The sequence below is a fragment of the Paenibacillus sp. NPDC056722 genome, assembly GCF_042790635.1.
GTDB classification, from domain to species: domain Bacteria; phylum Bacillota; class Bacilli; order Paenibacillales; family Paenibacillaceae; genus Paenibacillus_AQ; species Paenibacillus_AQ agri.
Genome location: NZ_JBHTYV010000003.1, coordinates 410,669 through 432,513, shown reverse-complemented (window position 1 = coordinate 432,513; position 21,845 = coordinate 410,669). Strand labels below are relative to the sequence as shown.

Genomic DNA, 21,845 nt, shown 5'->3' with positions numbered 1-21,845 from the left:
CGGGAGCTTTTTGACCTGTAGCTGGCCGGGAGTCTCCCGGTGCACTGCAAGAATAGAGAAGAGCCGCCTCCAGCGCAAGGCCTAAAGAAGGCATCAGGCATGAAAAAACTTGTAAGCGAAGGAGTCGGTAGCATGAACTTTCAGCAGATGATTTTGACGCTGCAGCAGTTTTGGGCAGCACACAACTGTATTATCGTCCAGCCGTACGATACGGAAAAAGGGGCGGGTACGATGAACCCTATGACCTTTTTGCGTTCACTGGGGCCAGAGCCGTGGAAGGTAGCTTATGTAGAGCCTTCACGTCGTCCTTCCGACGGACGTTACGGGGAGAACCCTAACCGTTTGTACCAGCATCACCAGTTCCAGGTGATTATTAAGCCATCCCCGGACAATATCCAGGAGATTTATTTGGAGAGTCTGAAGGCGCTTGGCGTAGACCCGCTTCTGCATGACATTCGTTTTGTAGAAGATAACTGGGAGAATCCTTCCCTGGGCTGCGCCGGTCTTGGCTGGGAAGTGTGGCTGGACGGGATGGAAATTACGCAGTTTACGTACTTCCAGCAAGTGGGCGGCATTGAGACCCATCCGGTAGCTGTTGAAATCACTTATGGTATGGAGCGCCTTGCCTCCTATATCCAGGAGAAGGAAAATGTATTCGATCTGGAGTGGGTGGATGGAATCAGCTACGGAGATGTATTCCACCAGCCGGAAGTGGAGCATTCCACATATACCTTTGAAGTTTCCGATGTCAAAATGTTGTTTACACTTTTCAACACGTATGAAGAAGAAGCCCGCAGAGCGATGGAGAACCATCTGGTGTTCCCGGCTTACGACTATGTGTTGAAATGCTCCCATACCTTTAACTTGCTTGATGCACGGGGAGCAATCAGTGTAACGGAGCGGACCGGATTTATTACGAGAGTGCGTAATTTGGCTCGTACGGTGGCCGCAACTTATGTGGAGGAACGCGAGAAGCTGGGCTTCCCGCTGCTGAAGAAAGAAGGTGCTGACCTTGGCTAAAGATATCTTGTTCGAGATCGGTCTGGAGGAAGTTCCGGCCCGGTTCATCCGTGCTGCGATGGAGCAGCTTGAAGACAGAATGTCCAAATGGCTGGAGTCTTCGCGTATTTCTCATAGCGGTGTTACTGCCTATGCAACACCTCGTCGTTTGGCTGTTCTGGTGAAAGATGTCGCTGAGAAGCAGACTGATATCAGTGAAGAAGTCAAGGGTCCGTCACGTAAGATCGCCTTGGACGCCAGCGGTGAATGGAGTAAGGCTGCACTTGGTTTTGCACGTAGTCAAGGCGTATCCCCAGAGCAGTTTACCTTTAAGGAACTGGCTGGTGTTGAATATATTTACGCTACCAAAAGCAGTGCCGGCGTAGAAACATCCACACTGCTGGCACAAGGTCTGTTGGATATCGTTAATGCCATGACGTTCCCGAAAAATATGCGTTGGGGCAGCTACGACTTCAAGTTTGTACGTCCGATCCGCTGGCTGGTTGCCCTGTTCGGCAAGGATATTATTGACTTGGAGATCACGGGTGTCAAAGCCGGCAATAGTAGCCGTGGACATCGTTTCCTTGGAGGCGAGACTGTAATTGCCGAGCCTGCCGTTTATGTGGAGAGTCTGCGGTCACAGCATGTGCTAGCTGATGTGAAGGAACGGGAGAGCCTGATTCTGGATCAGATTCACAAGCTGGCTGCTGAGAAAAACTGGACCATCGCCATCAAAGAAGATTTGCTTGAAGAAGTGCTCTTCCTGGTAGAGACGCCAACGGTTCTGTTCGGCACCTTCGACCCAGCATTCCTGAATATTCCGCAGGACGTACTGATTACTTCGATGCGCGAGCATCAGCGGTACTTCCCTGTGCTTGATACAGAAGGCAAGCTGTTGCCGTTCTTCGTCACTGTCCGTAACGGAAACGCAGAATCACTGGACGTGATCGCGAAAGGGAACGAGAAAGTGCTTCGCGCCCGCTTGTCCGATGCCAAGTTTTTCTACGAAGAGGATCAGAAGCTGCAAATCAGTGACGCGCTGGCTAAGCTGGAAAATATCGTGTATCACGAAGAAATGGGCAGTATCGGCGATAAAGTCCGTCGGATTCGCAAGATCGCGGACCTGCTGGCAGCCAAGCTGAATCTGCCTGCGGCTACTGCCTCTGAAATTAGCCGTACCGCCGATATTTGCAAATTCGATCTCGTTACCCAAATGGTTTATGAGTTCCCTGAGCTGCAAGGCACCATGGGTGAAGATTATGCACGTAAAGCCGGAGAGACGGAGACAGTTGCCAAGGCTATCTTTGAACACTATCAGCCGCGTTTCGCCGGAGATCAAGTTCCATCGACAGATGCAGGTGCGGTAGTCAGCATTGCGGATAAAATGGATACTATTGTCGGCTGCTTCTCCATCGGCATCATTCCGACCGGTTCCCAGGATCCTTATGCTCTGCGCCGTCAGGCCGCAGGGATTGTGCAGATCGTGCTGGAGCGTCAGCTTCCGATCTCCTTGCAGGATATTTTTGCAGCTGCGACTGAAGTTCATGAAAGTTCACGAAATCTGAAACATTCGGGTGAGGAACTGCGTAATACACTTTACGAGTTCTTTGGTCTACGCGTTAAACGACTGCTGTCCGACAATGTTCGTTATGACGTAGTGGATGCTGTCATTGCTGCTGGCTTTGATGATGTAGTGAATGTAGTTGCGAGAAGCCGGGCATTGATGGATGCGGTCACCGGACAAGAGGATTTCAAGATTACTGTGGATTCCTTGACCCGGGTAAGCAACCTTGCCGCCAAGGCCACGGAAGTCACTATCGATCCTGCGTTGTTGGTTGAGGCAGCAGAGGCTAAGCTGTATGAGACATGGCAGGCTCTGCACACGCCTTATCGTGAAGCTCTTGCAAGCAAGCAAGCCGAAGAAGCGTTGACTATTCTTTCTGGCTTGAAGGATGCCGTTACCGGATTCTTCGATTCCGTCATGGTTATGGCAGAGGATGAGAAGGTGCGCGCTAACCGTCTGGCACTGCTGGCTGGCATTGATGCCGACTCGAAGATTTTCGCTGATTTCGGCAAGCTGGTTTGGTAGACCAAGCCCCTTCCTTAATTCCTGACGATAAAAAAGTTAAGTGTTTTATGGTATAGATTGATGGTTTAGGGTATAAATATACGGAACAGTGCCAAAGCGTCAGCTTGACAACTGTTCCGTATTTATGATTTTGCTAAAATGTCCGCTTACGTTTTATGATTCGAATTATAGATCTTCCAGAGGACAGCAAAGCCGTTTCTTTTTGATAAAGAAGGATTTCATACCAGAAGCGCGTATATATATTACACGGGAAATTGGTGATGAAGATGGAGAAGTCCCCGGGGAGAACAATCGTTGTAGACGGAGATGCTTGTCCGGTCAAAAAAGAAATTGCAGCCGTAGGCCGCTCCTTTGGAATTCCGGTGGTTATGGTTTCTTCCTATGACCATGCGTTGAAGGGCGAAGAAGGAGTAACGGTCGTGCAGGTGGACCGGGGTGATCAGAGTGCCGACCTGTATATTGCCAATCATATCTCCGCAGGTGATGTGGTGCTGACGCAGGATTATGGACTGGCCGCACTGGCGCTGGGCAAACGCTGTAATGTGCTGTCGTTTCGTGGCCAGGACTATAAGGATTCCACCATGGATTTCATGCTGGAAGGCAGGCATGCCAGGGCAGTGGAACGAAGGCGGGGGCATTATTCCAAAGGTCCAAAACCCATCACTGCCGAGGAGAAAAACTTTTTTCAACATAAACTGACAAAACTTTTAACAATTTTGCAGGAGAATGTTCAGCTGTAGCGAATTATATTTATTTGTTAAGAGATGAAGGTGGTTGAAATGGCTAGCGGACAGGGAAGTATCCCGGAAGAGGTCATCGAGAGCGTGCTGGCGCGCCATGATATTGTCGATACCGTCGGTAAAGTTGTCCAGTTGACCAAGCGGGGGAAATATTTATGGGGCCTCTGCCCGTTTCATTCGGAGAAAACCCCTTCCTTTACTGTCACTCCAGAGCGTGGAGTATTTCATTGTTTTAGCTGCGGTATGGGCGGAAATGCCATCAAATTCAGGATGGAAATCGAAGGGTTATCCTTCCCCGAGGCAGTTAGAACGATGGCCGAAGAAAGTGACATTCCCCTTCCGGAAGGGAAAAGCGGGCTATTGTCTCCGCCAGACCCCGAACGGGACCGGCTGCTTCAAGCGTATGAATGGTCTGCGAAGTTTTATCATTTTCTGCTGAAGAATACGGAGCACGGCACTGCCGCCATGGAGTATTTAAGATCCCGGAATTTCAGTGATAAAATGATTGATCAGTTTCAGATCGGATATGCGCCGGACCGCTGGGATACGCTCCAGCAATTTTTGGAGAAGCGTCAATTTGATCTCGCCGAGATGGAGCGGGGCGGACTATTGTCCGTCAGAGGCGAGGGTAAAGGCTTCATCGACCGTTTTCGCGGCCGGATTATGTTTCCGATCGCGAGCCGCACAGGCAAGGTGATTGCTTTTGCCGGAAGAATTCTGGGTGATGGCCAGCCGAAGTATCTGAATTCCCCGGACACGAAGCTGTTTAACAAAAGCAGGGTTCTGTACAATCTGCATCAGTCGAAAGCATCCATTCGCAAAACGCGGCAAATCGTTCTGTTAGAAGGATATGGGGATGTCATTTCAGCCTGGGAATCAGGTGTACTGAACGGCGTTGCCACTATGGGGACCTCGCTCACCGAGAATCATGTGGCAATGATGAAAAATCTGGCTGATGAGATTGTGCTGTCGTATGATGGCGACCGGGCGGGACAAGCTGCGGCTATCAAAGCTATTCCCATGCTGGAGGAAGCGGGGTTCCGCGTGAAAGTTGCCGTGCTGCCCAGTGGACTGGACCCGGATGAATTTGTATCCCGTTATGGTGGGGATCGGTTCAGGGAACAGGTGATTGAGTCGGCGGTCTCATCCGTAAAATTTAAGCTTATATATCTGAAAAAAAACCATATACTCCTAGAGGAAGACGGTAAAATTGCTTACGTAAAAGAAGCACTTCAGATTATTGCATCCTTGCATTCCTCCACGGAACGAGAAGTTTATTTGCGGGAAATCGCCTCTGAGCTTGAGCTGTCATATGATAGTTTAAAGCAGGATTGCAATTTACTCCGGGCATCGATGCAAAAAAACATCCCCGAAGGGGATAATAACGATAAAAGGTGGAATAATGGTAGGCATAAAAAAGGGCAAGTGCAGACACCAACGCTGCTACCCGCTTACCATGTCGCGGAACGGCGCCTGTTGTCCTTCATGATTCAGGACCCGGAAGCCGCCACATATGTGGGCGAACGCCTCGGAGAAGATTTCAACATCGATGATCATGCGGCAATTGCCGCTTATCTATACGCCTATTACGCTCAAGGAAAACCACCGGGAATCAGCCGGTTTCTCTCATCTCTTCAGGATGACCGTCTGGAAAAAGCGGCAACTGCTATTTCCATGATGGATACCCCTCCAGACTGGAATACACAGGTGCTGGACGACTACATCCGTGAAGTGCGGAAATACCCCCTGCAGCGCAGGATGGAACAGAAGCGAGAAGAAATGATTCAGGCCGAAAAAACAGGTGACTTTTTGCGTGCGGCACAAATAGCAAGTGAGATTATAGCCCTAGAGAGACAATGAAATGCCTGGCAGGATGTACCTAGGGAGGAGGGAGTCGAATTATGGCGAACGATCAGCATACTGAACTCGAAGCGGAATTTACTTTGGATCAGGTTAAGGATCAACTTATTGAACATGGCAAGAAAAGATCATCACTGAATTACAAAGATATCATGGAGAAATTGTCGCCGTTTGATCAAGACCCCGAGCAAATGGAAGAGTTCTATGAGCAGCTTAGCGATTTGGGGATTGAGGTTGTGAACGAGAATGACGAGGAGGTTACGACTCTTCGGCAAAGTGAGGACAACGAAGGCAGCGATAATGACGACTTCAGCTTCGATGATGATCTGTCATTGCCTCCGGGCATCAAGATCAATGATCCTGTGCGGATGTATTTGAAAGAAATCGGCCGTGTTCCCCTGTTGTCGGCAGATGACGAAGTGGAGCTCGCTATGCGCATCAAGAACGGCGATGAAGAAGCCAAACGCCGTCTTGCAGAAGCGAACCTGCGGCTCGTAGTCAGCATCGCGAAGCGTTATGTAGGCCGTGGTATGCTGTTCCTGGATTTGATTCAGGAAGGTAACATGGGTCTGATCAAAGCGGTGGAGAAGTTCGACCATAATAAAGGATTCAAATTCAGTACGTATGCTACTTGGTGGATTCGTCAGGCGATTACCCGCGCGATTGCGGACCAGGCCAGAACGATTCGTATTCCGGTGCACATGGTTGAAACAATCAATAAGCTGATCCGTGTCTCCCGTCAACTGTTGCAAGAGCTTGGACGTGAACCTTCGCCAGAAGAAATTGCAGCAGAGATGGAATTGACAGTAGAAAAGGTCAGAGAAATCATGAAGATTGCTCAAGAGCCGGTATCGCTGGAAACACCGATTGGTGAAGAGGATGATTCCCATCTGGGTGATTTCATTGAGGATCAGGAAGCGTTGGCCCCTGCGGATGCGGCGGCTTACGAATTGCTGAAGGAACAGCTGGAGGATGTGCTGGACACGCTCACCGAGCGTGAAGAGAACGTGCTTCGTCTGCGTTTCGGTCTGGATGATGGCCGGACGAGAACACTGGAGGAGGTTGGTAAGGTCTTCGGCGTAACCCGGGAACGGATTCGTCAGATCGAAGCCAAGGCGCTTAGAAAACTGCGTCATCCTAGCCGCAGTAAACGGCTGAAGGATTTCCTCGAATAGGATGTATGAACTGGACCTTCTGCTGCTCAGTGGCAGGAGGTTCTTTTCGTTTAATGGGCGGAAAGAGGGATGAGCCGGTGAATTTGGAGAAACGCGACACGATCTTGAATGAAATTCAGTATTGGAGAAAGAGCCGACTGTTACCAGAGCAATATTGCGATTTCTTGACCAACCTGTATGACGACGAAAATGCGGTCAAGGACAGTAACCCCATCTCGCTGCAAAATCTGCAGCAGGGCAGCATCAAAATATGGTTGTTTGGTTTTGGCATTATTTCCTTGTTTTTCTTGATTAGTATATATTTTAGCGTTTTTCCCTGGCCTTTGCAAATCGCAACCGCCCTGTCTGTCCTGATTGTTTGTTATGGATATGCAGCAATTTTCAGAAAGCGTAACCGAATGATCAGCCTGATGTTGACAGGAATCGGCAGTTTGCTGACCTTGGGATTCGGTTTGTGGCTCATTTCGCTGCATCATCTTGATCCAGACTTCTGGCAGCCGATTCTGATTGGAACCTGCGGTTTGCTCTGGTGTGTGCTCGGCTTTGTTCTTCGTATCGGGTTATTGCAATACTGCGGATATGCCTTCTGGGCGCTGCTGTATGCGGGTTTCTTCGGCGGGATGCGTCCGGATGCTTCGATTCTTGAGCTGGAGCTGCTTTGGCTGCCGCTGTGTGTGCTGATGGTCTGGCTGAGCTGGCTGTTGCATTACCGGGTGAGTGGAGTTGCCGGCGTGTATTTTGCAGTGGGAGCCACGCTCTGGCTGCTGCCGGAGCTGGATGCGCTTCTGCTGCGGCATGATTATCCGCAGTGGATTGCCTTCTTACTACTAGCGAAGATTGCTGTAGAACTGGCGTTGTTGTTTATTTTCCGAAAAAAATGGATTGCGTGGGTGGCTACATGAACAATACTAAATTATCTGAACGGCTTCAGCTGGTGCTGGAGCAAATTCCACAGGGCAGCCGGCTAGCCGATATTGGCTCCGATCATGCGCTGCTGCCTGTAGCAGCTATACAGAGCGGACGTGCCGTGTTTGCTGTGGCGGGAGAGGTCAACGAGGGACCTTTTGAAGCTGCACGCAGAGGCGTGGCGGAAGCTGGAAAAGGAAAGGTGATCTCGGTTCGCCGGGGAGATGGTCTAGAGGTGCTGGAGCCGGGCGAGGTGGATAGTATCTCCATTGCCGGTATGGGCGGATCGCTGATTGCGGCGATTCTTGACCGGGGACGCCAGCAAGGGAAGCTGGAAGGCGTGACGACCCTGTCGCTTCAACCAAATGTCGGCGAAGATAATCTTCGTCGTTGGTTGCTGGAGCATGGTTGGGTGCTTACTGCTGAGCATATTTTGGAGGAAGACGGTAAGATCTACGAGATCCTGACCGCGGTGCCAGAAGCTGCGGGGACTCACACTAATGTTGAGGTGTACAGCGATCTGAAGCTGGCGGGCGGCGAAGTCGTTTGCAGTAAAGATAGATTGATCCAGATGGGGCCTTGGCTACTGCGGTCGCCGAATGACGTATTTTTTGACAAGTGGCAGGGCGAGATTCGGAAGCTGGAAAGCATTCTTGCCTCGCTTTCTCGTTCCGAGCTTGCCTCGGCTGAGGACAAGCGGAGAGTCATTACAGGACAGATCAAGGAAATCACGGAGGTGCTGGAATGCTTGCGAAAGGACAAACTGTAATTCAGTATATGGAGCAGCTTGCCCCAAAGCATATCGCCGAGGAGTGGGATAAGGTCGGGCTTCAACTGGGCTCTTTGCAGAAGGAGATTACCGGGATTCTGGTCGCGCTGGATGTGAACGAGGAGATTGTGGAGGAAGCTATTTCCCTGGGCTGCAATCTGATCATTGCCCATCATGCGATTATTTTCCGTCCCCTGCAGGGTATTCTTACGGATACACCAGCTGGCCGATTGTATGAGAAGCTCATCAAGCACGATATTGCTGTGTATATCAGCCATACAAATCTGGACGTGGCTGAAGGCGGGATGAACGACTGGATGGCGGAAGCGCTCGGCATTGAGAACAGTGCACCGATTAAGGATATTCATTCGGAGCAATTGTCCAAGCTGGTAGTGTTCGTCCCTAAAGATCATCATCAAAAGGTGCTGGATGCCATTCTGAACGCAGGTGCGGGTTCGATTGGTAACTACAGTCATTGTAGCTTCAATATTGAGGGATATGGCACTTTTCTGCCGGGTGAAGGTACTGAGCCCTATATTGGGGAGCCGGGGAAAATGCAGCGTGCTGAGGAAGTACGGATCGAAACGATCGTGCCGCAGGGGATCCGTAACAAAGTGGTGCAAGCCATGCTGAAGGCTCATCCTTATGAAGAAGTAGCTTATGATCTGTATCAGATGGACCTGAAGGGCCGCAGCCTCGGTCTGGGCCGGGTAGGAAAGCTTAAAGAGGCCACCACACTTGGAGCGTTCGTGGAGACCGTCAAACAGGGGCTGAAGGTGGATAAGGTACGTGTGGTTGGCGAACTTGATCGTCCGATCCGTAAGGCAGCTGTTCTGGGCGGTTCCGGTGCTAAATACTATAACAGTGCGATTTTCCGCGGGGCGGACGTGCTGGTTACTGGAGACATTGATTACCATACGGCTCAGGATGCGCTGCTGGCGGGTATTACCTTGATTGATCCGGGGCATAACGCGGAGAAGATCATGAAGGAGAAAGTTGCGGAGTGGATGACTGAGAAGCTGACTGAAGGGCGTTATAAGACGGCAGTCCATGCTTCGCAGGTGAATACGGAGCCATTCCGGTTTATGTAGTTCCAAACAATTACACTTGTGCAGGACACCGTAAGTCTGTATAATATAAATGTTGTTCGGAAAGTTTGACAGACAATCGCCGGCGGCGCAAGCCGCGGGAGGAAAGTCCGGGCTCCATAAGGCAGGGTGCTGGATAACGTCCAGTCGGCGCGAGCCGAAGGATAGTGCCACAGAAATGGACCGCCGATGGCCGCCCTTGGGCGGCACAGGCAAGGATGGAACCGAGGTGTAAGAGACCCCGAGGAACACTGGTGACTTTGTTCCTGGTAAACCCCATCTGGAGCAAGACCTAATGAGACGCAGCGCATCCCTTGCGGAATGTGCAGCCTTCGCCTGAGGCGCGTCTAGGTTGGTCGCTGGAGCTGTGCAGTAATGTATGGCCTAGATAGATGATTGTCGCTTATGGTGGGAGGGTAGTTCCCGTATGAACCACGAAGAGCACAGAACCCGGCTTACGGCAAACTTTCCTAACTGCAACGTTATGTATTAATTTTTCAATCGTCTGATGAACAGCATAGATCAAACGGCGGCGTTTATCCGGTTATCCGGGTAACGCCGCCTTTTTTGTTTTTATAAAAAGAAGTCCGGTAAACCCGCCCGCTACAAGATAGCAGTCTCATGTTCCCGCCACTGCACAATGGCTCTCATCAGGCGCTGCACGCCTTCCTGAACAAGCTGCGGCGGCGTGTGGGTGAAATTAAGGCGCATCGTATTCTTTTCTGGATGAGAGGGATAGAAGACCTCACCGGGGACAAAAGCGACACCTTGCTTCATGGCTAGCGGCAGGAGCTTTGTTGTATCGATTTCGGCTGGTAGTGTCAGCCAAAGAAACATCCCTCCCAGAGGTTCACGGAAGCTCAACCCTTCCATCCCCTGAGCAAGAAGCTCCTGGGACAACAGCTTCATCCGCGAATGATATTCACGGGAGGCGCTAGCAATGTGCTGTTCTATATCGAACGTCCGCAGAAGTTGATGCAACGCCCGCTGATCGATTGCGCTGGAATGCAGATCGGCTGTCTGTTTGGCCTTGGCAACCATCCTGACAAGTTCAGGGGTAGCCGCAATCCAGCCGGTGCGCAGGGCAGGGGCGACAATTTTAGAAAAGGTGCCTGTATAGATAACGCAATGTTCTTTATTGCTGTTTCGGTCGATGGCCGCTAGTGTAGGCGGAATGCTGCCAGGCTCACTTGTGAATCTCAGTTCGCCATAAGGATTATCCTCCAGAATCAGTGTGCCGTATCGTTGGCACAGCTGTACAATTTGTTGGCGGCGTTCCGTGCTCCAAGTAGCTCCAGAGGGATTGTTAAAGGTAGGGACGGTGTACAGCAGCTTTGGCTTCAGCCTCCGTAGCTTCTCTTCCAGATCTTCGGGTAACATCCCTTCACTGTCGTGGTCCACAGTATGGATATTGGCACGGTAGAAGTTCAAAGATTGCAATGCAGCGAGATAGGTAGGTGTTTCTACGAGCACGGCATCGCCGGGGTCTAACAGAATTCTACAAATCAGGTCAATTGCTTGCTGAGAGCCTGTAGTCAACATAATCTCATCCGTATTTACGGGAATGCCCTGACGGGCAAGTCGTCCGGCAATTTGTTCACGTAGGGGAGTGAAGCCCTCGGTGATTCCGTACTGAAGTGCGGAGCCGTCGCCCGATAATACCTGGTTGTAAGCAACCCGGACTGCTTCTACCGGAAACAGCTCTTCAGCGGGCAATCCACCCGCAAGCGAGATCACATCAGAGCCTTGCGTGACTTTCAGGATTTCTCGAACGACTGACGAGCCTATATTTTGAGCTGCTGTAGAGTACTGGATATTCATAAGATTACTCCCCGCCTTCTTGGTTTGATGGTATCATAACGACATGAGAGTATAACAGTAAAGGACCGAATATAACAGTTGGGAGATAACCGGTATGCACATAGAACTGAAGCGCGGCAGCAGCCGATCCCTGCCTCAGCAAATCTGCGAGAAATTGGGGCAGCGTATCTCCTCAGGTCTTCTGCTTCCCGGCGCACGGTTGCCCTCCGTACGCGAACTTGCCCTGTCCCTGAAGGTTAGTCAGGTGACAGTAAGCAAGGCTTATGCGGAGCTGGAGAAAAAGGGGCGTATTCTCTGTATTCAGGGGAAGGGCTGCTTTGTTGCAGATATGGAGCATGAGGGAACGGGAGAAGACAGCGGTTGGCAGGGACGTTATGATGATTATTTGCCGAGAGCGCAGCTCTGGCGTAATTTCAATGAGTCTGAGGCCGACTATTCATTCCATCTGGCGTCGTTGCATCGTGCACTGCTGCCGCTGAGATCTATTGGCAGCATCATGGCCGCTCTTGTATCGGAACAGCCTGAATTAATGGCGTCTTACGGGAATTTCCAAGGTGATCTGGAGCTACGGGAGGTCATGCGGCAGCATCTGCAGAAGCGTGGCATGGCGCTGGCATCTTCGGGGCTGATGATTACAAGCGGTTCACAGCAGGGCATTGATCTTGTGGCACGCACCTTTGTGGGACCGGGAGATGTTGTCTATCTTGAAGACCCCAGCTATACAGGCGCGATTGATGTTTTTGCCGGCCGCGGTGCAGAGATGATTTTTGTGCCGATGGATCGTGAAGGGATGAGAGTGGATATTCTAACTTCCTTATGTGACCAGCGCCCCCCGAAGCTGATCTATACCAACCCGACCTTTCAAAACCCGAGTGGAGTTACGATGAGCATACAAAGAAGACAGCGGCTGCTGGAGTTGGCCCGCAGCTACCGCTGTCTCATTATAGAAGATGATCCATTCAGTGATCTGTATTTCCGTGATCCACCCCCGCCTTCCATCAAGTCGATGGATAGAGATGGGCATGTCGTGTATTTGAAAAGCTTCAGTAAGGTGCTGGCTCCCGGCTGTCGAATCGCCTGTGTCGCCGCTGAAGGGGACATTCTGTCCCGGCTGATTGCTGCCAAATCCGCCAGTGATCTCGGCAGTCCGCTCCTGACCCAGCGAGCCGTACTGCCCTTCATAGCGGACAGCTATGAACGATATGCCGCAGGGCTCCGCATCGCTTTAAGAGAGCGGAAGGAGAGTGCAGGCCGACTATTGAGGCAATATGCACCTTCAGGGGTTGGCTGGACGCTGCCGGAAGGCGGGCTCAACGTATGGTTAGAACTCCCGGCCACACTTCAGATTGACAAATTGCACACACTGGCAGAGCAGGAGAGTATTTCTTTTCTCCCTGGTGATGTCTGCAATGCGGGAAACGGCAACTCAAGGCATATTCGGCTTTGTTACGCGCAAATGGATAAAGCCCGCATGGAGCAGGGGCTGAAATTATTTTTAGAGCTACTGTCCAGGTACATGGCCTCTGAATTACCGGGAAAAATGATCCAGTAAAGGCTGTCCCAGGTGGATTCAGCACCGCATTGCGCCGCGATTACATTACCAGATGCAAGTACGTATTACCGCGTCATCCGCAACTTTTTATCAAGGGTTAACACCCATTCTCTGTTTCAATTGGTTAAGCTGCTGCCGAACATGCTGTGGCCAGAGCTGTAGCGGGACGGGATTGCCGGAGGCTGCCTGCAGGGTCTTGTAGATATCAACCTGACCCCAGCCGTAGTATTTATCATGACCTGGGGAGCCGAGGTCGATTGCATTTTTCATCAACAGATCCATGACCTCTTGGTTGCTTAAGTCGGGGTTCAAGGATCGAACCAATGCGGCCAGCGCAGCTACATGGGGGCTTGCCATGGATGTGCCAGACAATGCCGCATACTGGCTGTTCGGGTATGTGCTGGCAATGCTTTCCCCAGGGGCAGCAACATCCACATAATCCCCGTAATTAGAGAAAGATGCCCGCTGGTGCGACGAGTTGGTTGCGGCTACAGCCAGCACTTCCGGATAGGCGGCGGGATATCCCGGCCGCTCCGTATTATCGTTCCCCGAGGCCGAGACAAGGACTACATCCCGGTCATAGGCATATTTGATGGCATCGTGCAGAAATTGGGAGTCGGCGTAGTTGCCGAGACTGAGGTTAATGACCTTGGCCCCGTTGTCGGCGGCCCAAATGATGCCTTCAGCGACCGAGTAGGTGGTTCCTGCCCCAGAGTTATCGAGTGCTTTTACCGGCAAAATCTTGTTGTACCAGCTAATCCCCGCTACACCCTCTCCATTGTTGACGAGAGCTCCGATAATGCCCGTAACATGTGTTCCATGACCCACATCATCATCCGGGGTAGAGCCCTTCGTTACGGCATTGTAGCCCGGTAGAAGCTTGCCCTGCAGATCGGGATGGCTGGCCTGCACGCCGGTATCTACGACTCCGACAATAACATCCTTACTGCCTTTATTTAAATTCCATCCCTGCCCTGTCTCAATCGCTGGTAAATTCCACTGGTAAGTGGAGTAGAGCAAGTCGTTGGGCGTAATGACCGCAGGATTTGTTTCAGAAACGGTGTCATTCGTTAAATATAAGTAGTGTGGCTCCGTATACTCCGGATGCCATTTGTTATCAAAATAGGATTTGAGCTGATAAAAACTCATCTTCTCCGAGCGGAAAATATAAGCATAGCCCAATTTGCGCGGTTCTTTGCCATTGATATCAGCGACAATCGTCTGAAGCTGCCCTTGTGTGGGATGGCCGTTCGGAAAACGGACTACGATCTCATTTTCATAAAAATGGCTGGCATTCTGATTGTCATGTCCAGTCTTGACTGTCAGTTCACCGAGGGTATCAGTATGCACGGATTCGACACGGAACTTCCCTTCTTTGGGATAAGGAATGAGGCGAAGGTTCTTTAGCTGATGATCGGCAACTTTGCCCAGGACTTTCTGATTAATCAGCGCAATTACGCCGATACCGCCTTCCTTGTCGCGTTGGCCCATAAAATAATATTTTTCCTGGCCGACCACAAAAGTGGGGGATTCGTAGGACTTGTGATTTTTTAAGCTGGACTTGGCTAGCTTCAGGTATTTCTGCAGTGTTTTATTCTCCTGATCGCTGCCTTGAGGAGGGTCGGATTTGAAGGTGGTGGTCTTATTGTTACGGAAATCTAACCATGTCAGCATGGCAAAATGCCCGTGTTCCTGCTTAAGGTGCTCTGCATACACTGAAACATCCTTAAAGGAAGCCCCATGTGCCTTGTTAAGCAAGCTTGTCAGATGTTGGCTTACATCCACCCGGTTCAACCGGTCCGTTGCTGTGACATCTTGGGAAAGTGTAGTTTTCTTCAATATTTTCTCCTGCTTGGGGCCGGGGACTGAGGCTTGTCTAAGCGGCGTATTTCCCTTCTCTGCCGGCCGTAAGGCGAAGGTCAGCAGAACAACCGTAAATGTGGCGGTCAGCAGACCAGCTATTCTTAAATTTTTTCGTGACATGATTTCCGTTCCTCCATGGCTTTGTAGTCTCCATAGATTGAGAAACGGAAGCCTGTTTTATGCATTGCAGAAAAGGGATACCGCAGGCTCGTTTTTTATGATAATATCAGAAGATAGAAGACCCCAGGATTGAATTCCTGAACTTGTAAGATTACATCGGAACATAATAACTAATGAAACTTGAAATGTGAACTGTGAAAAGTGTAAATTGAACGTAAGCGACGGCAAGAGTAAGGAATAATAAGGGGGAGCAACCGCCATGTCAGCTAATGTGCAGAAATTATGTGAAACGACGAGAGAAAAGCTTAAAATCGCTATCGATAAAGTGGAGCTGTTCCTGAACCAGCACGCATTACCGCAGCTTGTTACCGAGCAGGATGAGGAAACTGTGCATTTCTATGAAGGGTTTCTGTCCGATCTGCGTCATGTGCTGGTATTCTCCGAGATGTCATATGAGAAGCTGGGAGTTGCTTTGCGCCGTGCCACATTTGATGAATCATTTGCGCAGAAAGCGCTTTATAATGTGTACCATTATGGCGTGAATAACTTCTTTTATCCCAAGAATGAAAGCTACTCCGAAGACGGTCGTTATGCCTATACAGGGCAGGATGCTATCCGTTTCCGCAAGAAGCCAGTACGTCCAGCCCGTGATATCATTCTGGACATTACCAAATTGTATGAAGAATTGCGCGACGATCTGACTTATTATGAGAATGATTATTTGACTGAGAAGCGCATGCAAAATCAGGTGTAGTCTTATCCAAAACGTTTATTTAGGATCAGTAACCCAGTACATGGGTGCTGATCCTTTTTTGCGTGAACAAGCAGGGAATCTCAGGGCCAGCATCGTTCGGGAATCAACTGGAAGCCGTGAATCGCATAGCTGATTGTCTGCCCGGACATAATGAAGCCGAGGTGATGATGATGCCAAGCGCTCAAAAGCCGTTCGTAAAGTGCAGTGTCAGCAACTGTCATTATTGGGGAGAAAGCAACATTTGCAGGGCCGAAGAAATCATCATTGAAATTGACAAGCACACAGGAAGTCATTTTAAAGAAGAATTCGCTGAAGAACTGATTCATGGCGATCATAAAGATCATGCCAATACCTCATCCGCAACCTGCTGTCTGACGTTTAAGCCGAACTCTTAGGAGGCCCACTCATGGATAACTATGATAACGAACCCGAACGGTCGGAAGAGACCTCTGATCGTAAAAAAGTCATTTTTCGCCCCCGCAGAGTCGATTATCCGCGCCGGGAACGCGAACATCGTGAGGAATATGCTGCTGAAGTCAGTCCCGTTCCAACGCAACTACGAAATGCCACAGTCAAGGACAGAACTGAAGACGATGAAGTGGAAGGAACGGACAGTGGAAGTCGTGTTATGGGCTATACAGGTCTGGCCTTCGGCATCCTCTCCTTGTTCATCTGGTCTATCGTGTTGGGGCCGGCAGCCGCAGTGATTGGTTATTTTGCCTATGCCAGAGGTCAAAAGACGACAGGTGCGTGGGCTATAGGACTGGGAATTGTTGCTGCGCTGAGCTACTTTGTAATGACACCTTTTGCGCGCTGACAAGTGCTGGTGGAAAACGGAAATATCGACATCGAAACAGGCTTCTAGACCTAAATATCCGGGTCTGAAGTCTGTTTTTTGATGCCTCATATAGCAAACATTACAAATAAAATGTAAGATGAAGGCGTATTTTAAAAATGGAATGTAACAAATTCAATATAGAGAATATATAAGATGAACAAAAGAAAGTAACGACCGAGCCTTAAGTTCGATCTTAAGTTCGTCTTATATAGCTAAAAGAAAGGAATGTCAGCATGGGGATTAATCCGGTACAAGCCAACGGGGCTGGTCAATTGAAATGGGTCAATCTGAAAACAGGTGCAGTGACAGGACCTGCAGACAAGGTGAAGGATACTCCGGTTACGGGAAAATCGTCTGCCGTGTTCTCAGCGATGCTGCAGGAAGGGACTGCACAGGGGGATTCGCTGAAGAGTCTTGATACCGCTGCTGCTCTGGCCGGTATGGCCGCAGACAACCCGCTTCTCTGGCAGAATCTTGGTGCACAGTCATCGGGAAGCATTTCCGGGGAAATAACGGGAACCAAAACCACCGATTATGAGGAGCTTATTCAGACGGCAAGCGCTAAATACGGTGTACCGGTTGATCTGATCAAAGCTGTAATTGATACGGAGTCCTCTTTCAATCCTAATGTGGTATCCTCCGCTGGAGCCAAGGGTTTGATGCAGCTGATGGATGGCACGGCCAGTGGGCTCGGGGTATCCAATCCATTCGACCCGGCGCAAAGCATCGATGGGGGCGTACGGTATTTGTCGTACCAGCTTCAACGCTTCGGCGGTGAAGAAAGAATGGCGCTGGCGGCTTATAATGCCGGTCCGGGCCGGGTGACGAAACTTGGCGTCAGCAATGATCAGGAACTGATGGCCAATCTGTCTCAGCTTCCTAAAGAGACCCAGGCCTATATCTATAAAATAGAACGCGCCCGCCCACAATACGCGGTATAATAAAAAGGATCAAACGGGATTTCCTCCCTGGGCTACATGCCCCGGCAGCCTGTTTGATCCTTTTCTCTGTATCAGGAGCAGTAAAGGATTTCTGTTTGCTGATTAAAGGAAGGCTTTTTGAACAAGCTCATATAGTGTAGAATCAGAAGACTGTACTTGTACCGTCTAAAATCCTCAACTTATTAGAAATAAAGGAGACTAACGATATATGCTTTACTGGGATTACGCCGCCGCTGCCCCGCCTTATGAAGAGGTGGTCCAGACGATGGAACAAATCATGAAACTCCACTATGCTAATCCTTCCTCTCTGCACAAAGCGGGCATGGAGGCGGGGAGGCTGGTCAGACGGGCGCGGGAAGTCTGTGCGGCGGCTATTGGAGTCAAGCCAGAGGAGATTCTCTTCACGTCAGGGGCTACAGAGAGCAATAACCTTGCTATTAAGGGGGCTGCTCTCCAATATGAGAGCCGGGGCCGTCACCTGGTGACTACGGAGCTGGAGCATCCGTCTGTCTATGAAAGCTGTCTGCAGCTGCAGCAGCGGGGATGGGAAATCACCTTTATTGCTCCTGATGCCAATGGTATAGTGAATCCTGCTGCTGTTGCTGCTGCTGTGCGCAAAGATACAGTGTTGGTCAGCGTCATGCATGTTAACAATGAGATCGGTTCAGTTCAGCCCTTGAAGGAGATCGGGGCGCTGGTAAAATCAGCGAATCCCCGGACGTTATTCCATGTGGATGGAGTACAGGGCTTCGGGAAGCTTCCCGTAGAGCTGAATGTATGGAAGGCCGATCTGTACAGCCTATCCCCCCATAAAGTTCGCGGACCGCGCGGTGCGGGTCTGCTCTACGTTAAGGAAGGCGTTGCGCTTGCACCACTGCTGACCGGTGGCTCCCATGAAGAGGGATTGCGGGCTGGCACGGAGAATGTCCCGGCAATTGTAGCCTCCGCCAAGGCTGTGCGAATGAGCGGGGAAGGACGACAACAATTATATGATCAGCTTGTACCGCTACGTGACAGGTTGTTGCATTTTCTGCGCGGCATTCCGGAATTTGTCGTGAACAGCGGGGAGGAGGGTGCGCCTCATATTGTGCATTTTTCCTATCCCGGTATGAAGGGTGAAGTCATGGCTCGTAAGCTGGAAGAACTGGGCATGGCCGTATCCACCCGTTCCGCTTGTTCTTCCCGGCTAGCTGAGCCGAGCCGCGTGCTGTTATCAATGGGGCGCTCTGCCCAGGAAGCGCTGGGGGGCATTCGGATTAGCTTCGGTGACAAGCATAGTTTTGAGGATATTGCGGCCTTGGAAAAGGCGTTGATTAAAGCGGTACAGGATTTGAAGATTGCAGAAGGAGGCGTGAAATAAATCATGAGTGCCAACAATGAAGTTCAACCGATTCCCGGCAGCAGTATTGAATACGCCGATATGCTGCTTCTACGTTTCGGAGAGTTTACGTTAAAAGGCAAGAACCGTGCACGGTTTGAACGGACGGTATTGCGCCATGTTAAAGAAATTATCAAGCCATATCCCGGCATTGTACTCAGTAAAGAATTCGGACGCATCTATGCCGAGCTAAATGGGGAGCCTGCTGCCGAGGTTGCCGGTGCACTCAAAAATGTATTTGGTATCGCCTCCGTTAGCCCAGTGAAATGTGCTCCCTCCGAGCTGGAACAGATTGTAGCGGTAAGCCGTGAGTTATTAGTGAGATTGGCGCCTGCGCCAGGCACGACCTTCAAGGTGAATGCCCGCCGGGTATGGAAAGACTTCCCGCACGGCTCCATTGAGATGAACAAGCTGGTGGCCACTCCGCTCTTACAGGGTTATCCCGGCCTGACGGTGGATGTCAAATCGCCGCAACTGGAGCTGCGGATAGAGATCCGTCAGAATCATACTTATATTTTCTGCGAAAATATTGAGGGAGTCGGCGGTTTCCCGCTCGGCACTAATGGCAAGGCTCTGCTATTGCTGTCGGGAGGTATAGATAGCCCAGTAGCCGCCTGGTCTTCTATGCGCAGAGGGCTAGAGGTCGAATGCATTCATTTTTACAGCTATCCGTATACCAGTGAACTGGCTCGTCAAAAAGTCGTTGACCTGGCACGAGTGCTCTCCAGATATGCAGGGGTAATCAAGCTGCATCTGGTTCCGTTCACAGAGGTTCAGACTTCTTTTACTGGTATCGGACAGGACAATTTAATTATTACGCTGATGCGCAGGGCTATGCTGAGAATCGCCACTGGCATTGCCGAGCGGGAGGGAGCACTGGCTCTGGTAACGGGCGAAAGTCTCGGACAGGTCGCGAGCCAGACACTACCTAGCATGAACGTTATCGGACGCGCTACGCAGCTCCCGCTGCTCCGCCCGCTCGTTATGATGGACAAGAGCGAAATTGTGGACCTGTCCAAGCAAATCGGGACCTATGACTTGTCCATTCTTCCCTATGAAGATTGCTGCACCTTGTTCGTTCCGAAGTCACCGACTACCAATCCCAACCTGCGGATTGTAGAGAAGATAGAAGCGACGCTTCCCGGTTATTCGGCGCTGCTGGCAGAAGCTGTGGCAGCTACCGAGACCATTGAAATTACGCCGTACGGAGATGAGAAGCCAGCAGAGGTGGTTAGTGTAGAAGCTGGACTGCAAGAGGAATGGTTCTAACAACTTTCTATTCATCGCCTCTGAAAAATGGGACAGCAAGCATAGCTTGTCACTTTCGGACATACATGTAATTACATGTAGTTCGAGGGGGTAGAAGTATGGATTCAATTGTGCTGCTAGGTGAAATACTGATGATCAATCTGGTGCTTAGCGGAGATAATGCTATGGTAATTGCACTGGCCAGCAAGGATCTTCCAGAGCATCATCGCAAAATGGCAGTGTGGTGGGGAGCAGCCGGGGCAGTGCTTCTGCGCTGCCTTCTGACCTTTGCCGCAGTTCTGCTGCTTAAAATTCCCTTTATTCAGGCGGGCGGCGGACTTTTGCTGCTGTGGATTTCCTTTAAGCTGTTGGTGGAGGAAGAGAACACGCTGAGGATATCCGGAGTATCTACGATCTGGAAATCGATTCGGACGATTCTTTTGGCTGATTTCATTATGAGCCTTGATAATGTACTGGCTATTGCAGGTTTAGCCCAAGGAGATTTGTCTCTGATTGTCATTGGTATCGCGCTCAGCATCCCGATTGTCGTTTGGGGCAGCGGAATTATAGTGAATTTGCTGCACCGTTTTCCATTGCTGGTCTTCATCGGCGCTTATATTTTAGCTTATACTGCGGGGGATATGCTGCTGCAGGACACCAAATTAGGTCCGATGGTTTCTTTGGCTCTGCCGTCGCTACATTCCTCGCTTCCGCTCTTCTTGGGTATTGTGGTGGTGGTAACTGGAGCGCTCAAGCGACGTGCTGCCAGAATCGTTTGAAGCAGGGTGCACAAGGGTGGTCTCTCAAGAGGCCATCCTTTTTTTGGTTAGAGAACGTAGTATCATGTCCATAATGAGAAGAGATAGAAGAATGTGGTGTTTTGACCCGTTTTCAGCTAAAATGAAAGTGAATTCTGTCGTAATTCGGGGCTAAAGGGCTCGAAGAAACAGGAAGTGATGTTGAACCATGAAGGGATGGATGAGAGATGTCTTCCAAAAATGACATGAAGCTTGGGATTTTCATTGCTGCTGCCGGCATCGTGATTTTATTCGGGAAGCTGGGAGTCTTCGGATTTTTGGGGCGGGCGCTCTGGCCCCTCGTGATTCTGCTTCCGGGCCTTTTGCTGTATGTATTGTTCTTCAATCGCCGGATGTCTGCTACCCTGCTGATTCCTGCTGGAGTTCTGACCGTGTATGGCATTCTGTTCGGACTCTGTAATATCTGGGGCTGGAGCCTGATGAGACATTTGTGGCCATTGTTACTGATTGGCATAGCGTTAGGACTATATCAATATTCGCTCTATACTCCTTACCGGAGTAGGGGGCTCGCAGTTGGTTCCGCTGTGATTGGCTTGCTTAGTCTTGTCTTGTTAGTATTCAGCTTACTTGGAACAGGATTCCTCTATGTACTTGGTGCTGTTTTGGTCCTGGCGGGTCTCTGGTTGATTGCCGGACGTGGCAAATCGCGGGGCGGGAAGAAATGGAATGGCGGCTGGTAATCGGCATTTGCACAAACAAGCATATAAATAGGAAAAATTTAAGCGAAAACCAGTGTGTTTTTTTCATAAAAAGACTTGCTTTTCATGGTGCTTTCACTATAAAATTAATGTTATGATAAAGCGTCGGCTTTCCGCCAGGCGCTTCTTTTGTGAGATTGTCGTGACATGCTCAGAATTTGAACAGATTTAATTTGATAAATGAGAGG

General features: G+C 50.3%; 19 protein-coding genes and 1 other RNA gene. 18 read left to right on the top strand and 2 right to left on the bottom strand.

What is annotated here, in order from left to right; genetic code table 11:
- The first annotated feature begins 132 nt into the window (after positions 1-132).
- The 9 genes from glyQ (at position 133) to rnpB (ending at position 10,099) form a co-directional block, all read left to right on the top strand.
- On the top strand, positions 133-1,020 hold the full coding sequence (glyQ, locus tag ACFRAM_RS10600; protein ID WP_379465946.1) for a glycine--tRNA ligase subunit alpha: 888 nt from the start codon (positions 133-135) through the stop codon (positions 1,018-1,020).
- The gene (glyS, locus tag ACFRAM_RS10595; protein WP_379465819.1) at positions 1,013-3,088 is read left to right on the top strand and encodes a glycine--tRNA ligase subunit beta; all 2,076 of its coding nucleotides are present in this window, start codon (positions 1,013-1,015) and stop codon (positions 3,086-3,088) included. Before glyQ ends, glyS begins: the two co-directional genes overlap by 8 nt.
- Positions 3,089-3,348: 260 nt before the next feature.
- Complete coding sequence (locus ACFRAM_RS10590) at positions 3,349-3,828, top strand: YaiI/YqxD family protein (RefSeq protein ID WP_066364233.1); 480 nt, start codon at positions 3,349-3,351, stop codon at positions 3,826-3,828.
- Between the two features lie 39 nt (positions 3,829-3,867).
- Positions 3,868-5,688, top strand: coding sequence for a DNA primase (dnaG, locus tag ACFRAM_RS10585; RefSeq protein WP_066364231.1), 1,821 nt, complete (start codon positions 3,868-3,870; stop codon positions 5,686-5,688).
- Positions 5,689-5,729: 41 nt separating this feature from the next.
- Positions 5,730-6,863 (top strand): RNA polymerase sigma factor RpoD, encoded by a 1,134-nt coding sequence (gene rpoD, locus ACFRAM_RS10580; protein WP_066364230.1) that lies wholly within the window; start codon positions 5,730-5,732, stop codon positions 6,861-6,863.
- Positions 6,864-6,916: 53 nt separating this feature from the next.
- Positions 6,917-7,765, top strand: coding sequence for a hypothetical protein (locus ACFRAM_RS10575; protein ID WP_379465818.1), 849 nt, complete (start codon positions 6,917-6,919; stop codon positions 7,763-7,765).
- On the top strand, positions 7,762-8,538 hold the full coding sequence (locus tag ACFRAM_RS10570) for a tRNA (adenine(22)-N(1))-methyltransferase (RefSeq protein ID WP_379465817.1): 777 nt from the start codon (positions 7,762-7,764) through the stop codon (positions 8,536-8,538). Before ACFRAM_RS10575 ends, ACFRAM_RS10570 begins: the two co-directional genes overlap by 4 nt.
- Complete coding sequence (locus ACFRAM_RS10565; protein WP_379465816.1) at positions 8,514-9,629, top strand: Nif3-like dinuclear metal center hexameric protein; 1,116 nt, start codon at positions 8,514-8,516, stop codon at positions 9,627-9,629. The genes ACFRAM_RS10570 and ACFRAM_RS10565 overlap by 25 nt, the downstream gene beginning before the upstream one ends.
- A 60-nt stretch (positions 9,630-9,689) precedes the next feature.
- An RNA gene (gene rnpB, locus ACFRAM_RS10560) (RNase P RNA component class A) lies at positions 9,690-10,099 on the top strand.
- 130 nt (positions 10,100-10,229) lie between these two features.
- On the opposite strand, the gene ACFRAM_RS10555 is transcribed toward rnpB, so the two are convergent.
- Positions 10,230-11,447 (bottom strand): aminotransferase-like domain-containing protein, encoded by a 1,218-nt coding sequence (locus tag ACFRAM_RS10555; RefSeq protein ID WP_379465815.1) that lies wholly within the window; start codon positions 11,445-11,447, stop codon positions 10,230-10,232.
- 94 nt (positions 11,448-11,541) lie between these two features.
- Between ACFRAM_RS10555 and pdxR the strand changes: the two genes are divergently transcribed.
- Positions 11,542-12,999, top strand: a complete 1,458-nt coding sequence (gene pdxR / locus ACFRAM_RS10550; protein ID WP_379465814.1) for a MocR-like pyridoxine biosynthesis transcription factor PdxR — start codon at positions 11,542-11,544, stop codon at positions 12,997-12,999.
- Between the two features lie 90 nt (positions 13,000-13,089).
- Here the strand turns inward: pdxR and ACFRAM_RS10545 are convergent, their stop codons facing one another.
- On the bottom strand, positions 13,090-14,982 hold the full coding sequence (locus ACFRAM_RS10545) for a S8 family peptidase (protein ID WP_379465813.1): 1,893 nt from the start codon (positions 14,980-14,982) through the stop codon (positions 13,090-13,092).
- A gap of 259 nt (positions 14,983-15,241) precedes the next feature.
- Between ACFRAM_RS10545 and ACFRAM_RS10540 the strand changes: the two genes are divergently transcribed.
- From ACFRAM_RS10540 to ACFRAM_RS10505, 8 genes are all read left to right on the top strand, one after another.
- Positions 15,242-15,736 carry a YpuI family protein gene (locus tag ACFRAM_RS10540; protein ID WP_066364215.1) on the top strand — a complete coding sequence of 165 codons (495 nt, stop codon included), beginning with the start codon at positions 15,242-15,244 and terminating at the stop codon, positions 15,734-15,736.
- 164 nt (positions 15,737-15,900) lie between these two features.
- Positions 15,901-16,131, top strand: a complete 231-nt coding sequence (locus ACFRAM_RS10535; RefSeq protein WP_379465945.1) for a DUF1540 domain-containing protein — start codon at positions 15,901-15,903, stop codon at positions 16,129-16,131.
- 11 nt (positions 16,132-16,142) lie between these two features.
- The gene (locus ACFRAM_RS10530; RefSeq protein WP_379465812.1) at positions 16,143-16,553 is read left to right on the top strand and encodes a hypothetical protein; all 411 of its coding nucleotides are present in this window, start codon (positions 16,143-16,145) and stop codon (positions 16,551-16,553) included.
- Between the two features lie 254 nt (positions 16,554-16,807).
- A complete protein-coding gene (locus ACFRAM_RS10525) occupies positions 16,808-17,515 on the top strand; it encodes a transglycosylase SLT domain-containing protein (RefSeq protein WP_379465811.1) in 708 nt (235 codons plus the stop codon).
- A gap of 208 nt (positions 17,516-17,723) precedes the next feature.
- Entirely contained in the window at positions 17,724-18,875 is a 1,152-nt protein-coding gene (locus ACFRAM_RS10520; RefSeq protein ID WP_379465810.1) for a cysteine desulfurase family protein, read from the top strand.
- Positions 18,876-18,878: 3 nt separating this feature from the next.
- Complete coding sequence (gene thiI / locus ACFRAM_RS10515) at positions 18,879-20,162, top strand: tRNA uracil 4-sulfurtransferase ThiI (protein ID WP_379465809.1); 1,284 nt, start codon at positions 18,879-18,881, stop codon at positions 20,160-20,162.
- Between the two features lie 98 nt (positions 20,163-20,260).
- Entirely contained in the window at positions 20,261-20,920 is a 660-nt protein-coding gene (locus ACFRAM_RS10510) for a TerC family protein (protein ID WP_379465808.1), read from the top strand.
- A 206-nt stretch (positions 20,921-21,126) separates the two neighbouring features.
- Positions 21,127-21,639 (top strand): hypothetical protein, encoded by a 513-nt coding sequence (locus ACFRAM_RS10505; RefSeq protein ID WP_379465807.1) that lies wholly within the window; start codon positions 21,127-21,129, stop codon positions 21,637-21,639.
- Positions 21,640-21,845: the final 206 nt, after the last annotated feature.

What these genes read in the sequence shown, in the direction of transcription:
- glyQ (WP_379465946.1), top strand. Translation starts at nt 133, where the DNA reads ATGAACTTTCAGCAGATGATTTTGACGCTGCAGCAGTTTTGGGCAGCA.
- ACFRAM_RS10590 (WP_066364233.1), top strand. Translation starts at nt 3,349, where the DNA reads ATGAAGATGGAGAAGTCCCCGGGGAGAACAATCGTTGTAGACGGAGAT.
- dnaG (WP_066364231.1), top strand. Translation starts at nt 3,868, where the DNA reads ATGGCTAGCGGACAGGGAAGTATCCCGGAAGAGGTCATCGAGAGCGTG.
- rpoD (WP_066364230.1), top strand. Translation starts at nt 5,730, where the DNA reads ATGGCGAACGATCAGCATACTGAACTCGAAGCGGAATTTACTTTGGAT.
- ACFRAM_RS10575 (WP_379465818.1), top strand. Translation starts at nt 6,917, where the DNA reads ATGGGCGGAAAGAGGGATGAGCCGGTGAATTTGGAGAAACGCGACACG.
- ACFRAM_RS10570 (WP_379465817.1), top strand. Translation starts at nt 7,762, where the DNA reads ATGAACAATACTAAATTATCTGAACGGCTTCAGCTGGTGCTGGAGCAA.
- ACFRAM_RS10565 (WP_379465816.1), top strand. Translation starts at nt 8,514, where the DNA reads ATGCTTGCGAAAGGACAAACTGTAATTCAGTATATGGAGCAGCTTGCC.
- ACFRAM_RS10555 (WP_379465815.1), bottom strand. Translation starts at nt 11,447, where the DNA reads ATGAATATCCAGTACTCTACAGCAGCTCAAAATATAGGCTCGTCAGTC.
- pdxR (WP_379465814.1), top strand. Translation starts at nt 11,542, where the DNA reads ATGCACATAGAACTGAAGCGCGGCAGCAGCCGATCCCTGCCTCAGCAA.
- ACFRAM_RS10545 (WP_379465813.1), bottom strand. Translation starts at nt 14,982, where the DNA reads ATGTCACGAAAAAATTTAAGAATAGCTGGTCTGCTGACCGCCACATTT.
- ACFRAM_RS10540 (WP_066364215.1), top strand. Translation starts at nt 15,242, where the DNA reads ATGTCAGCTAATGTGCAGAAATTATGTGAAACGACGAGAGAAAAGCTT.
- ACFRAM_RS10535 (WP_379465945.1), top strand. Translation starts at nt 15,901, where the DNA reads ATGATGATGCCAAGCGCTCAAAAGCCGTTCGTAAAGTGCAGTGTCAGC.
- ACFRAM_RS10530 (WP_379465812.1), top strand. Translation starts at nt 16,143, where the DNA reads ATGGATAACTATGATAACGAACCCGAACGGTCGGAAGAGACCTCTGAT.
- ACFRAM_RS10525 (WP_379465811.1), top strand. Translation starts at nt 16,808, where the DNA reads ATGGGGATTAATCCGGTACAAGCCAACGGGGCTGGTCAATTGAAATGG.
- ACFRAM_RS10520 (WP_379465810.1), top strand. Translation starts at nt 17,724, where the DNA reads ATGCTTTACTGGGATTACGCCGCCGCTGCCCCGCCTTATGAAGAGGTG.
- thiI (WP_379465809.1), top strand. Translation starts at nt 18,879, where the DNA reads ATGAGTGCCAACAATGAAGTTCAACCGATTCCCGGCAGCAGTATTGAA.
- ACFRAM_RS10510 (WP_379465808.1), top strand. Translation starts at nt 20,261, where the DNA reads ATGGATTCAATTGTGCTGCTAGGTGAAATACTGATGATCAATCTGGTG.
- ACFRAM_RS10505 (WP_379465807.1), top strand. Translation starts at nt 21,127, where the DNA reads ATGTCTTCCAAAAATGACATGAAGCTTGGGATTTTCATTGCTGCTGCC.